Origin of the sequence: Streptomyces klenkii, from assembly GCF_003626645.1 — a bacterium.
GTDB classification, from domain to species: domain Bacteria; phylum Actinomycetota; class Actinomycetes; order Streptomycetales; family Streptomycetaceae; genus Streptomyces; species Streptomyces klenkii.
Genome location: NZ_RBAM01000004.1, coordinates 143,969 through 156,666, shown reverse-complemented (window position 1 = coordinate 156,666; position 12,698 = coordinate 143,969). Strand labels below are relative to the sequence as shown.

The following is a 12,698-nucleotide window of genomic DNA, read 5'->3' as shown; positions in this document are numbered from 1 at the left end:
CCGTCAGTAGCCCGTCTCGCCGTCCGTCCGCTCGCGCAGCAGGTCCGCGTGCCCGTTGTGCCGCGCGTACTCCTCGATCATGTGGAGGAAGATCCACCGCAGGGACACCTCCTGGCCCTTCACGCTGCCCATCGCGTCCAGCGACAGGGGCGCGCACGTGGCACGGGCCCGCGTGACCTCCTCCTGCCACACGGCCACGGCGTCCACGAGCCGCGCGCCCGCGGCGACGTCGAGGCCCGCGTCGGACGGGTCGAGCGCCTCGGCGGATCTCGGCTCGCCGCCCGCGCCCGGCCCGAACAGCGGCGGCGCGGCCTCCCGCCGCAACACCCGGCGGAACCACTGCCGCTCCACCTCGCCCATGTGCTGCACGAGTCCCAGCAGGCTCAGCGTGGACGGGGGCGCTGCCGCCTCCCGTGCCTGTTCGTCGGTCAGGCCGGCGACTTTGCGCGCGAGGGTGGCGCGCTGGAAGTCCAGCCAACTCTCCAGTGTGGTGCGCTCATCGGCCGTCAGGGGTGGGATGGCACGCTCTGTCGTCACCATGTTCACAGTCTTACCCGGCAAGCTGGACGATGTCCCGGCCTTCAGGCCGGAGGGGCTCCCGGCTTCCCGTGCAGCGGGGCTGGAGAAGCGGATTGGCTGCTGGGCAGGTCAGTATGTGATTCCACTGAGCCGAAGATGCCTTCCAGCAGGTAGATGAGATCGGCGTTGAGCGATCGCCGTTCGCGCCGAGCGTGGGCGGCCCAGTGGGCATGAAGGTCGGCGGGGAGCCGAATGGTGGTGCGTACTTCCTGATTCATGCCCTCAGAGTAGGCGCTAGACGCTACGGTGACACCATGGCGACATCGCAAGTGAACGGCGGTGCCGGGTACGCCCGGTACGCCTACCGCTTACGCGTGTCGTCCACCGCTGGGCCGGCTCTGATCTCGGAGTGGGATCGGTGCCGCTGGGTGTGGAACCAATGCGTTGCCCAGTCCAGGACGGCACACGCGGTCAGGGAGGAGTGCGGCCCGGCCCGCCTCGACAAGATGCTGACCGGCTGGCGTGCCGGTCATGAGTGGCTGCGTACCGGTAGTTCGGTGCCGCAGCAGCAGGCCATCCGGGATTTCTCCAGGTCCCGCGCCAAGGCGCTCAAGGACATTAAGAACCGGCTGCCGCTCAAGCAACGGGCAGGGATGCCCCGCTTCAAGAAGAAAGACCGGTCAGGGCCAACGCTCAACTACACCCGGCGCGGCTTCCGTCTCAAAGACGGCCGCCTTCACCTCGCGGGAGGAATCGTCGTGACGGTGGTGTGGTCCCGGGATCTTCCTGCCGAGCCGTCCAGCGTTCGTATCTATCGCGACAGCATGGGGCACTGGTACGCCTCCTTCGTCGTTTCCACCGGGGCGCAGCCCCTTTCCCGGACAGGCCGCTGCATCGGCATCGACTGGGGCGTGAAAGAGACCGCAACCACCACCAGCGACACCCATGACCTGCCCCACCCCGGACATGGGGAGAAGGCTTCTGGCCGACTGGCCTGCTATCAGCGGATGATGGCCCGCAGGAAGCCGAAGCGCGGGCACGTGATGTCCAAGGGCTACCGGCAGGCACGGCGTCAGGTCGCGAAGGTGCACAAGAAGATCGTTCGCCAACGTCAGGACACTGCTCGCAAATGGGCCAAACGCGTGGTAGCCGACTTCGACAGCATCGCCGTGGAGGACTTCAGGCCGAAGTTTCTCGCCCAGTCGACCATGGCCCGAAAGGCGGCCGACGCGGCTATCTCGGCTACCAAGTACGAACTGGTCAACATGGCGCGCAAGCACCAGCGCACGATCCATCTGGTGCATCCCGCGTACACCACGATGGACTGCGGATGCTGCGGAGCGAGAACCAAGCACGCGCTACCGCTGTCGGAACGTACCTACACCTGCACTGTGTGCGGAGCCGTGTCCTCCAGGGACAAGAACTCCGCGCGCGTGATGCTCGTCCGGGCTGGTCTCGACCCGGCTGGTGCTGATCGCGTAAGACTTGAGGGACCGCCGGTCCGTCAGGCAGCGTGAGCCAGGAATCTCCTCCCCTGAAGGGAGGAGAGGATTCAAACGAGGGCTGTCAGCATGGGGGCCTTTGGGCAGCATCCCGCGGCGCTGTGGACGGCCTGCGAGAGCCGGCGGCGCGTGATCGCGGGGCGCCACAGCACGGACTCCACGCCGTACTCCGAGACGGCCATCAGCTCGCTCTCCCCGAGCTCGTCCGCGACCAGCACCACGGGCGCCTCACCCGCGCGGGTCAGCCGCCGCACGGTGGCCGCCGCGGCGTGGTCGTCGGCGCCCATGAGGACGAAGTCGACGTCCCCCTCCTCGTCCCGCCGGACCACCTTCACCTCCGGCAGCACCGCCCGCACCTCGCGGGCGAACCGGGCCCGCGCCAGCTCGTCGGTGGCGTGCACGCTGATGGTGATCGGCTTCTTGAACACAGCTCTTCCTCGTCTTCCCGGCTTCCCCCGTGCGGTGTGGTCCCAGACTGGCCGGACGGCCTCAACGGACGATTACCGTTCCATCAACGGGCAGGACGGAGGGCCCGGAACCATGCGGTTCCGGGCCCTCTGCGGCTGCTGTGCGGGGAGGCTAGGCCGCCGGCTCCTCGCCGCCGCCGAAGCGCTCGCGGTAGGCCGCCAGGTCATCCTCGGTGATCTTCGCGAAGAGCACCGGCGGGACCTCGAAGGACGTACCGGCCGGGACGAACGACAGCGACCGGGCCTCGTCCGCCGTGACCCACGTCTTCGTGTCGTCCGCCAGGCCGAACGCGAGGCGCATCGCCGACGCCGACTGCGGAATGAACGGCTCCGAGATCACCGAGTACAGGTGGATCAGGTTCATCGCCGTGCGCAGCGTCAGCGCCGCGGCCTCCGGGTCGGTCTTGATCTCCAGCCAGGGGGCCTTCGTCTCCAGGTACGAGTTGCCCGCGCTCCACAGTGCGCGCAGCGCCTGGGCGGCCTTGCGGAACTGCATGGCCTCCATGTGCTCCTCGTACTCCTGGAGCAGCTGGGCGATCTCGCGGCCCAGCGCGGTCTCCGCCTCGCCCGCCTCGGCGCCGGCCGGGACCGTGTCGCCGAAGCGCTTCTTCGAGAAGGACAGCACGCGGTTCACGAAGTTGCCCAGGACGTCGGCGAGGTCCTTGTTCACGGTGGCCGAGAACAGCTCCCACGTGAACGACGTGTCGTCCGACTCGGGGGCGTTCGCCATCATGAAGTAGCGCCAGTAGTCGGCGGGCAGCAGCTCCAGCGCGTCATGCGTGAACACGCCGCGCTTCTGCGACGTGGAGAACTTGCCGCCGTAGTAGTTCAGCCAGTTGAAGGCCTTGACGTAGTCGACCTTCTTCCACGGCTCGCGGACGCCGAGCTGCGTCGCCGGGAACATCACCGTGTGGAACGGGACGTTGTCCTTGCCCATGAACTGCGTGTAGCGCACGTCCGACGCCTCGTACCACCAGGACTTCCAGTCCCGGTTCTCCGGGTCCTGGGCCGCCCACTCCTTCGTCGCGCCGATGTACTCGATCGGAGCGTCGAACCAGACGTAGAAGACCTTGCCCTCCGCCGCCAGCTCCGGCCACGTGTCGGCCGGGACCGGCACGCCCCAGTCCAGGTCACGCGTGATCGCCCGGTCGTTCAGCCCCTCGGTCAGCCACTTGCGGGCGATCGAGGACGCCAGGACCGGCCAGTCCTTGCCGTGCTCGTCGATCCACGCCTCGACCTCGCCCTGAAGCTTCGACTGGAGCAGGAACAGGTGCTTGGTCTCCCGCACCTCCAGCTCGCTGCTGCCGCTGATCGCCGAACGGGCGTCGATCAGGTCCGTCGGGTCCAGGACGCGCGTGCAGTTCTCGCACTGGTCGCCGCGGGCCTTGTCGTAACCGCAGTGCGGGCACGTGCCGACGATGTAGCGGTCGGGCAGGAAGCGGCCGTCGGCCAGCGAGTACACCTGCCGGATCGAGCGCTCCTCGATGAACCCGTTCTTCTGGAGCTGCCGCGCGAAGTGCTGCGTGATCTCCCGGTTCTCCGGCGACGAGCTGCGGCCGAAGTAGTCGAAGGACAGGGCGAAGCCGTCGTAGATCGCCTTCTGCGCGTCGTGCTGCTTCGCGCAGAACTCGGCCACGGGCAGCCCGAGCTCCTTGGCGCCCAGCTCAGCCGGGGTGCCGTGCTCGTCGGTGGCACAGATGTACAGCGTCTCGCGACCGGTCTGGCGGAGGTACCTGGCGTACACGTCCGCCGGGAGCATGGACCCCACCATGTTGCCCAGGTGCTTGATCCCGTTGATGTACGGAAGGGCGCTGGTGATGAGGTGTCGAGCCATTTCCGGCTGCTCCCTGGTCGCGGGCGTATATGGAGACCTTTAGCGTATCCGAGCGACCGGGTACGCCCGCGCGGCGTTTCTTTCGGCCATCCAGGCCCGCGAGGGCCGGGTGATCACCTCACACACCCCACCTGCTCACGGCATTGAGCCGCGCCACGCGCGCGCGGAGCGCTTCCGCTTCGGACGCGGGGCGGGCGTGCTCGGGCGGACAGTGCCACGGCAGGCCGCCCTGGGGCGGGCGCAGGTGTACGCGACCGGCGGGGAGGTCGAGGTCCATGACCTGCCCGAGGCGGTTGGTACGGGTGTCCACGGCGTAGCTGAGAGGAAGGGGAGGGGGATTTTCTCTGCTCACGCCATATTGATGCCCACGGATGGCTAGCCTGATCGGTCACGAGATGGATACGGTCGGTGATGTGCGGAATCTTTGGCCAGAGGGTATGCCATCTGTAACAGGGGAGGGTGTTCGACCATGGGCGAGGTATTTCTGCCGGGCAACCATCGGTATCTCGGGAACCAGTTCATGATGTGGCGGCAGGAAGCGGAGATGTCACGGGAGGAGGTGGCTGAGGCAGTCGGCTATTCCGCGGAAATGGTCCGATCTGTGGAACAGGGGCGCCGCGCGTGCCCGCCGAGAATGGCAGAGATTGCTGATGAGCTTTTCGGAGCGCGAGGGAAGTTGAAGGCGGGGCTCTCGTATCTCACGAGGGAGAAGTTCCCCGAGCGGTCCAAGGAGTTCTTCGCGCTCGAAGCAGAAGCCGTCGTGCTGTGGTCGTACCAGACCATGCTGATCCCCGGGCTCCTACAGACTGAGGAGTACGCGCGGGCGCTGCTCAGTGGCGGACGTCCGCTGCTGGACGAGAAGACCGTGGAAGAGCGGGTCGTGGCCCGACTCGAACGACAGCAGTTGCTCTCTCGTGACCGCCTGGTGGATTTCAGTTTCGTCGTCCACGAAGCCGCGCTGCGGACGCCGATGGGTGGTCCCGAGGCGCATAAGCGACAGCTCATGCGATTGCTGGAGGTTTCGCGTCTGCGGCACGTCTGCTTGCAGGTGCTTCCGTTCGACAGGGTCGTGCCTGATGCCCTGAACGGTCCTATGGTGCTGCTGGAGACCCAGCATGGCCATCGTTATGTCCTGGCGGAAGGTCAGGAGCTGAGTCACTTTTCCTCCGAGGAAGTCGGCACTCTGTCGCAGCGCTATGGCGTAATCCGCGCGCAGGCCCTCCCATCGGAGGAAACCAGGCGTTTCCTCGAACGAATGGCGGACGAGCTATGAGCAATGAGCAGACGTGGTTCAAATCCAGCTACAGCGACGCCCAGGGCAGCGAGTGCGTCGAGATATCCGCCGGACCGGATGCGATACGTATACGTGACTCCAAGAGAAAGTGCGGGCCGCAGCTCGCCGTAGAGGCCCCCGCCTGGGCGGGGTTCATCGCATACATCGCCGCAGCGTAAACGCACCCCGCCCCGGAGCCCCGCGGGCGCGCCCCGCCCCGCGGGCACCCCGCCCCGCGCCCCGTGACACCACATTCGCCGAGCTGCGAGACTCGGCGGCATGGTCAAAGACGACCCCGCGCTTGCCGATGTGTGGATGCTGGTGCGCGAGCACCCCGCCACGCTGCACCGGGCCACCCGCGAGCTGGCCGCGGCGCTCGCCGACGCGTACGGCCCCCGCTTCGCGGTCTGGCATACCGATGAGCTGCTCTTCGGCGTGCAGGGCGGCAAGCTGGTGCTGCGCACCCTCGGCGGCGGCGCGGACCTGCCCGCCCCCGCCGTCGTGTGCGTACGGCAGATGCCCGGCCCCATGCGCAGCGACCGCGAGGTCACGTTGCTGCGGCACCTGGAACGCATGGGCAGCACCCTCATCAACACGGTGGACGCCCAGCTCAAGGCCCGTAACAAGATCCTTCAGTTGCAGGAGCTCGCCCTGGCCGGGCTGCCGGTGCCCGACACGCTCTCCTACGCCACTGCCCCCTTGGAGGGCGTCGTCCGGAGCCCGCACCTGGACACGCCCTGCGTGGTGAAGTCCGTGAACGGCGCCAAGGGCGGGCGGGTCTTCCTCGCCCGGGACCCGGGCCTGCTGCAAGAGGTGGCCGGCAGCCTCACGCAGGACACGCCGTTCCTCTTCCAGGAGCACGTCGCCCACTCGCACGGCCGTACGCTCCGCGTGGTCGTGATCGACGGCGAACCGGTGGACGCCGTCCTGCACACCTCCGGCAACGGCGCCCTCGCCGCCAACATCGCCCAGGGCGGCACCGCGACCCTGTGTGCGGGCCGCTATCCCGAGGCGGAAGAGCTCGCCGCCCGCGCGGCCCGCGCCCTGGGCCTGGACATCGCGGGGGTGGACCTGCTGTTCGCCTCCGAGGGCACCTTCACCGTCTGCGAGGTGAACGCCGTCCCCGGCTGGCGCCCGGAGATGGTCACGGTTGCACCCGCCATTACGGCCTGCGTCGCCCGTCGCCTCTCCGCCCGCTGAGCTTCGGGATTCGGGGGCCGGGACCCGAGCGATCCATACACGGAATGGGTGGGAGGACTCTCCCCACCCTCCCACCCGAGCCTCGCGCGGACACGCGTAAGCACGCACGCAAGCACGCGCGTAAGCACACCCGTATGACTTTCCGCAAGCGAGTCGCCACGCCTCGCTGTCGCCGTGTAGCGTGCGCCACAACAAAGCGACCCTGGCTCGGTGTTAGAGCACCAGGCCAGGGTCTGACCAACAAGATCAAGGAACTTTGATCTCATGGCTGTCGCCAACCTTACCGCTCCCCCCATGGCCGCGCCCGGCTACGGCAAGCGTTCCGCGCCCGACCAAGCACCCCGCCGCCGCGACGACTTCGCGCATCTGCCCACCCGCGAGGCGTACATCGCGGCCCACATCGACCGGCTTCCCGACGGTGCCGCCGTCGACATCAAGACCCTGGCCAAGGAGCTTCCCGCCTACGGGCAGCAGGCCGTCGCCACCGCGCTCAAGGCCCTCAACGACGCCGGTCACCTGCGCCGCGTCCGGCGCGTGGTCGGCGAGGGCCGTACGCAGTGGGTCTCGCGCTGGTTCTTCTCCCGGACGCCTCGCGACAACGCCTGGTGGAACGCGTTCCTGGCAGACGGCGAGGGGCCGCCCGTTCCCTCGGCAGCCACGCCCCGGGAGCAGCCCCAGCCCCGAGACCAGCCGCAATCCACCTGCTCCCAGGCCTACATCGCCCTCGCCACCCTCGGCTGCTCGGACTCCCGGCTGACGCTGTCCGCGGCAGATTGTGCGGCCCTCGAAGGCCTCGCCGCCGAGTGGTTCGCGCGGGGCATCACGCCCTTGGACTTCGCGCGGATCCTCACGCACGACCTCCCCGACGTCATCCAGTGTCCGGGTGCTTTCACCCGCAGGAGGCTCGTCGACAGGGTGCCTCCCCAGCTACCTCTCCACCTACCTCCTCAGCTCTCGCCCGCCGCGCAGGCAGCGCCCCTCTGGATGATGGAGTGCACCGTCTGCGGCATTCCCGGCCCGGCTGAAGCCCTGCCCGACGGCCTCTGCCGCGCCTGCCGCGGCGTCGAACCGTCCACGGACCTGTCCGACGCGGCGAAGGCCGAGGTGCGCGCCCGCGTCTCCCGCCTCCGCACCATCGCCCGCACCAACCCCCGCACCGCTGGACCCGGCACGGGCCCGGCCCCGAACCAGCCATAGTCCACATCAGCCGCATTTCGACTGGTGCCCCCGTACCGTCCTTGACACTCTTCCGCGGTGCTGCGAATTCACTTCACGGACACGGATCTGCTCAACACCCGCGTGGCGACCGCCCCCGACCTCCGGTGGGAACTTGTGCTGAGCCTGCGGCACTTACGAAGACGGGTCGTGCCGCCGCGCTATATGGCCTGGCGGCGTGACGTCGTCGCGAGGATGCCGCACCCGGCACCCGCCGCGCACCCGGGCCCGCCGGACGCCTACCGCGAAGTGGCCGTCGACCCGTACTGGGAGGACATCCGTACGAGCGTCGACGGCGACCGCGCCCTGCGGATCCGCGCGCTGCTGGACGGCGGGGTGAACGGGCTGCTCCGCAGCTACGCGCCCACCATGCGGTGGCTGCCGCCGACGCTCCACGTCCGCAGCGCCGTGAACCGCGACTGTGATCTCCGCGGGCGCGGGCTGCTGCTCCAGCCGTCCTACTTCTGCCACGGCACCGGGCATCTGCCCGAGGATCCGGACGAGCCGCCCGTCCTCGTGCACCCGGCCGCCCAGCCGCAGTCCGATCCCGCCGGGGACAAGGTCCTCGCCCGCCTCATGGGCGCCACCCGCGCCGGAATCCTCATCGCCGCCGGGACTGCCTGCACCGCCGGCGAACTGGCCCGCCGCGTCGGCGTCTCCGCGCCCACGGTGAGCCACCACCTCTCCGCTCTGCGGGACGCGGGCCTGCTCAGGACCGTGCCGCACGGCACCACCGCGCTGCACGTGCGCACCCGCACCGGTTCCGCGCTCGTGCATTCGAGCTGTGAGTGATGCGAGTGGGTGAGTGAGCTGCGCGTTTCGACGAGATTCGAAGGCGCTGTTCTTCTCCCCGCCGACTCGACAGGATGGCGCCTGAAAACGGAACGCTTCCTGCAAAGAGCCGAAAGAGCTGGAACAGCCGAAAGAGCCGAACAGGAGGGTTTTCGTATGCGATTCAAGCGTCTGGCCGTGGCCGGAGCGATCGCCATTGCGGCCGCGGGTTCGGGCCTTCTGGCCGCCACCACGCCGGCATCCGCGTCGACGGACCAGTTCACGGAGAGCTGCTCAAGCGGCTACGCGTGCCTGTTCTACCACCAGAACTACACGGGTGCGATCTACAAGCAGTACAACAACGACGCGAACTACGGGAACAACCACTTCGTGACGAGCAGTTCCACGCGCGGCGACTCCGGCTCCGGCCTGGTCGTCCGGAACAACGCGGCGTCGGTCGACAACTGGGACTTCAGCAACGCGATCACGATCTACTACAGCCCGAACTACACGGGCGTGCACCAGCGCATCGCGGCCGGCGGCGCGGCGAACCTCATTCCCGCGCTGCGGAACAACAACGCGTCCGGCAAGTTCGGGTGACCGAGCTGCCTCCGCGCACCACGTGCCCCGCCTGTCGACACGGGCGGGGCGCCTTTGCTGCCGCGGTCGTGGGCGTTCTGCTGGCGGTTGGCGGGTGTTCCGGCTCGTCTTCCGGTTCCGGGGCCGACGCCCGCGCCGACGTCCCGCAGGCTTCCGCCTTTCCTTCGATGGAGTCCGCCGCCTCCCACCCCCTCCCCATCGACCCCTACCTCCTCACCAACGCCCAAGCCGACCGTCTCGACGCCGCCCAGCGCACCCTCGTCGAACGCTGCATGAACCGCTTCGGCGTCACCTACCGGCCGCCCGACCCCGCCACCCCCTTCCGCCCCGCGACCCGTACGCAGTACCGCTACGGCGTCACCGATCCCGCCGAGGCCGCCCGCTACGGCTTCGCGCCGCCCGGCAGCCCGCGGACGACCGTGCCGCCGCCCGCGCCGCCGCCGTCCCTCTCCGCCGAGGCGGGCATCGTGCTGACCGGCACGGACGATCCCAAGGCCAAGCCGGGCAGCGGCGCCGCGAAGGGCGGGCAGCGGGTGGGCGGGCGCACCGTGCCCGCCGGCGGCTGCCTGGGCGAGGCGCGTGCGGCGCTGCGTACGGACGGGGCCGAGGCCGGTGGCGACGCGGCCGTCGCCGACCGGATCAACGCCGAGAGTTTCGAGAAGGCGCAGCGCGATCCCCGCGTGACCGGCGTCCTTGCCGAGTGGGCGGCCTGCATGAAGCAGCGCGGCTTCCCCTCGTACGCCGATCCGCTCCAGGCGAGCGGCGACCCCGCATGGCGTACGGAGCAGCCGTCCGTGAAGGAGCGGGAGGCGGCGACGGCCGATGCGCAGTGCAAGAAGGCGCACAACGTGGTGGGCGTGTGGTTCGCGGTCGACGCGGCCTATCAGCGGCAGGAGATCGACCGGAACGCGAAGGAGCTCGCCGCGGTCAAGGCCGAGCTCGCCGCCCGGCAGGAACGGGCCGGGGCCGCCCTGGGGGAGCTCCCGCCCGCGCCGTAGCTCCGGCCCGCTGATGGAAGCCGTCCCGGCCCGCTCATGGAAGATGGAAGCCGGAGTCGTCCCGGCCCGCATTGTGACCGGGTGGCGGGGGCTGCCCCTCCCGCCACCCGGTTCCCCCTCCCTCTCACAGGAGCACCGGAGGAAACCTCGGCGGACGCTCCGGAGGAAGTCTCGGTGGATGCTCCGGACGGCGCCTCAGTGGAAGTACACGACGTCGACCTGGCCGTCCGCCCGGTAGGAGAAGCCGGCTTCTCCGCTGCCCTGTCCCGGGGGCTGGGTGACGAAGTCGACGGCGTCCTGGAGGGAGGCGAACGTGCCTGCGTGGGACGACGTCCGCGCTTCGCCCTCCTCGCTGGGGACGACCTCGCCGGGAACGGCCATGAGAGAGCTCCTGTATCCGGTGCATCCGAATGGATCCGATGGATCCGACTGTATCCGCAGAGTGACTCTGTGATTACCAACAGTAGTTGTTCGATCGGCTCTCCGTAACCGCGTGCACGGGGCGCGCGGAGGCTCCCCGGGGGCGCGGGCAGCGCGTTGGAGAGGTTTGCGAAACATGTCCTGCTGTACACCGCATCCTGGGAGGGGAGACGTATTGCTGCCGGAGGAGACGGCCTCCAGAGGAGACGGGTGAAGCCATGCGGGTACTGGTCGCCGAGGACGAAGAGATACTGGCCGAGCTGGTCGCGACGGGCCTGCGCAGGGCCGGGTTCGCGGTGGACACCGTCTACAGCGGCGACGCGGCCATCGCCTATCTCTCCCTGCACGACTACGACGTCGTCGTCCTCGACCGCGACCTGCCGCGCGTGCACGGCGACGACGTCGCCCGGCACCTGGTCGCGGGCGGCTCCCGCACCCGCATCCTGATGCTCACCGCCGCCGGGTCGATGGAGGACCGGGTGGCCGGACTGGACCTGGGCGCGGACGACTACCTCCCGAAGCCGTTCGAGTTCCCCGAGCTGATCTCGCGGGTGCGCGCCCTGCGGCGGCGCAGCGCGCGCCCGGCCCCGCCGCTGCTGGAGCGGGCGGGCCTGCGGCTGGACACGGTGCGCCGGACCGCCGACCGGGAGGGGCGGGCCCTGGACCTCTCGCCCAAGGAGTTCGCCATCCTGCAACTGCTGCTGGAGGCGGACGGGGCGGTCGTCAGCGCGGAGGAGCTCCTGGAGCGGGCCTGGGACGCGCATGCCGACCCGTTCACCGGCGCGGTGCGGGTGGCGATGAGCAAGCTGCGCGGCAAGCTCGGGGAGCCGGCGCTGATCCGTACGGTGCAGGGCGTGGGATACGCGCTGTGAAACCCGTCAGGCGGCCGTTCCTCACGGCCCGTACCCGTATCGCCGTGGCCTTCGGCGGGATCTTTCTCGTGCTCGGCACGGCTCTCCTGCTCACCGTGAACCTGCTCTCGCGCGCCGGTACGCAGGAGCGGGCGACGACGATCGCGCGGAACGCGGTGCCCGTCGAGCTCGTGCGGCCGGGGGAGAGGGTGAGCGCGTGGACGGCGTACCGGATCTCGGGCGACGTCAGCGCCGCCGCCTCCCAGCAGATGATCATGTGGTCGGCGGTGGCGCTGTTCGTGACGGCGCTGCTGGCCGTCGGGGTGGGCTGGTGGACGGCGGGCCGCTGCCTGCGCCCCGTCCAGGGCGCGTTCGAGAGCCAGCGGCGCTTCATCTCCAACGCCTCGCACGAGCTGCGGACGCCGCTCGCCGTGCAGCGCACGGCCATCCAGGTCGGGCTGGACGGGGACCCGTCCCCGGAGGAGCTCGCGCACGTACGGACCACGCTCCTGGAGGCCAACCGCCGCTCCGAGCGCCTCATCGACGGCCTGCTCCTGCTCGCCCGCAGCGACCGCGGCCTGGAGCGGCGCGACTCCCTCGACCTCGCCGACGTCGTCTCCGAGGAGACCGCGGCCATCGCGGGGCGCGCGGAGCGGGCGGGGGTACGGGTCTCCGTCCGCAGCGAACGGGCGCCGCTGCGGGGCAACCGCGTCCTGCTCGGGCAGCTCGCCGGGAACCTGCTGCGCAACGCGGTCGAGTACAACCACCGGGGCGGCGAAGTCGACGTGATCGTCGAGCCGGGCCGGCTGGTGGTCCGCAACTCCGGGCCGGTGGTGGCGGCGGCCGACATCCCGGCCCTGTTCGAGCCGTTCCGGCGGGGGCAGGGCAAGGAACGGCTCTGCGGCGGCACGGGCCTGGGCCTGTCCATCGTCCAGTCGATCGCACGGGCCCACGGGGGGCGGGCGAGCGCCGCGCCGAACCGGGGCGGCGGGCTGCGGGTGACGGTGGAGATTCCGGCGCCGGGGCGGGAATGACGCCCGCCCCGGCG

At 69.8% G+C, this 12,698-nt stretch carries 16 protein-coding genes; 10 read left to right on the top strand and 6 right to left on the bottom strand.

From position 1 onward, the window contains the following. Positions 1-3: 3 nt before the first annotated feature. Together D7231_RS10770 and D7231_RS37000 are read right to left on the bottom strand one after the other, a co-directional pair. Entirely contained in the window at positions 4-540 is a 537-nt protein-coding gene (locus tag D7231_RS10770; protein WP_120755562.1) for a DinB family protein, read from the bottom strand. Between the two features lie 41 nt (positions 541-581). Next, the gene (locus D7231_RS37000) at positions 582-797 is read right to left on the bottom strand and encodes a hypothetical protein (protein ID WP_194962166.1); all 216 of its coding nucleotides are present in this window, start codon (positions 795-797) and stop codon (positions 582-584) included. Between the two features lie 36 nt (positions 798-833). On the opposite strand from D7231_RS37000, the gene D7231_RS10760 reads away from it, so the two are divergent. Next, complete coding sequence (locus D7231_RS10760; RefSeq protein ID WP_120754836.1) at positions 834-2,036, top strand: RNA-guided endonuclease InsQ/TnpB family protein; 1,203 nt, start codon at positions 834-836, stop codon at positions 2,034-2,036. 35 nt (positions 2,037-2,071) lie between these two features. Here the strand turns inward: D7231_RS10760 and D7231_RS10755 are convergent, their stop codons facing one another. The 3 genes from D7231_RS10755 to D7231_RS10745 all read right to left on the bottom strand — a co-directional run bounded on the left by D7231_RS10755 (position 2,072) and on the right by D7231_RS10745 (position 4,632). Continuing rightward, positions 2,072-2,449: a DNA-binding response regulator gene (locus D7231_RS10755; RefSeq protein ID WP_120754834.1), complete on the bottom strand. Its 378-nt coding sequence runs from the start codon at positions 2,447-2,449 to the stop codon at positions 2,072-2,074. 151 nt (positions 2,450-2,600) lie between these two features. Further along, the gene (gene metG, locus D7231_RS10750; RefSeq protein WP_120754832.1) at positions 2,601-4,322 is read right to left on the bottom strand and encodes a methionine--tRNA ligase; all 1,722 of its coding nucleotides are present in this window, start codon (positions 4,320-4,322) and stop codon (positions 2,601-2,603) included. 118 nt (positions 4,323-4,440) lie between these two features. Further along, positions 4,441-4,632 (bottom strand): hypothetical protein, encoded by a 192-nt coding sequence (locus D7231_RS10745; RefSeq protein WP_120754831.1) that lies wholly within the window; start codon positions 4,630-4,632, stop codon positions 4,441-4,443. 159 nt (positions 4,633-4,791) lie between these two features. On the opposite strand from D7231_RS10745, the gene D7231_RS10740 reads away from it, so the two are divergent. From D7231_RS10740 to D7231_RS10710, 7 genes are all read left to right on the top strand, one after another. Further along, positions 4,792-5,595 (top strand): helix-turn-helix domain-containing protein, encoded by an 804-nt coding sequence (locus D7231_RS10740; RefSeq protein WP_120754829.1) that lies wholly within the window; start codon positions 4,792-4,794, stop codon positions 5,593-5,595. Further along, positions 5,592-5,774, top strand: coding sequence for a DUF397 domain-containing protein (locus D7231_RS10735; RefSeq protein WP_120754827.1), 183 nt, complete (start codon positions 5,592-5,594; stop codon positions 5,772-5,774). Before D7231_RS10740 ends, D7231_RS10735 begins: the two co-directional genes overlap by 4 nt. Before the next feature lie 100 nt (positions 5,775-5,874). Further along, positions 5,875-6,795, top strand: a complete 921-nt coding sequence (locus D7231_RS10730; protein WP_120754825.1) for an ATP-grasp domain-containing protein — start codon at positions 5,875-5,877, stop codon at positions 6,793-6,795. A gap of 264 nt (positions 6,796-7,059) precedes the next feature. Beyond that, positions 7,060-7,992, top strand: a complete 933-nt coding sequence (locus tag D7231_RS10725; RefSeq protein ID WP_241999647.1) for a MarR family transcriptional regulator — start codon at positions 7,060-7,062, stop codon at positions 7,990-7,992. Positions 7,993-8,049: 57 nt separating this feature from the next. Further along, complete coding sequence (locus tag D7231_RS10720; RefSeq protein WP_120754823.1) at positions 8,050-8,802, top strand: ArsR/SmtB family transcription factor; 753 nt, start codon at positions 8,050-8,052, stop codon at positions 8,800-8,802. Between the two features lie 156 nt (positions 8,803-8,958). Then, positions 8,959-9,381, top strand: coding sequence for a peptidase inhibitor family I36 protein (locus D7231_RS10715; protein ID WP_120754821.1), 423 nt, complete (start codon positions 8,959-8,961; stop codon positions 9,379-9,381). Between the two features lie 167 nt (positions 9,382-9,548). After that, entirely contained in the window at positions 9,549-10,379 is an 831-nt protein-coding gene (locus D7231_RS10710) for a hypothetical protein (RefSeq protein ID WP_120754819.1), read from the top strand. A gap of 195 nt (positions 10,380-10,574) precedes the next feature. On the opposite strand, the gene D7231_RS10705 is transcribed toward D7231_RS10710, so the two are convergent. After that, the gene (locus tag D7231_RS10705; RefSeq protein ID WP_120754817.1) at positions 10,575-10,760 is read right to left on the bottom strand and encodes a hypothetical protein; all 186 of its coding nucleotides are present in this window, start codon (positions 10,758-10,760) and stop codon (positions 10,575-10,577) included. 257 nt (positions 10,761-11,017) lie between these two features. Between D7231_RS10705 and D7231_RS10700 the strand changes: the two genes are divergently transcribed. Both D7231_RS10700 and D7231_RS10695 read left to right on the top strand, forming a co-directional pair. Beyond that, a complete protein-coding gene (locus D7231_RS10700; protein WP_120754816.1) occupies positions 11,018-11,671 on the top strand; it encodes a response regulator transcription factor in 654 nt (217 codons plus the stop codon). Then, positions 11,668-12,684, top strand: coding sequence for a sensor histidine kinase (locus tag D7231_RS10695; protein ID WP_120754814.1), 1,017 nt, complete (start codon positions 11,668-11,670; stop codon positions 12,682-12,684). The genes D7231_RS10700 and D7231_RS10695 overlap by 4 nt, the downstream gene beginning before the upstream one ends. Positions 12,685-12,698: the final 14 nt, after the last annotated feature.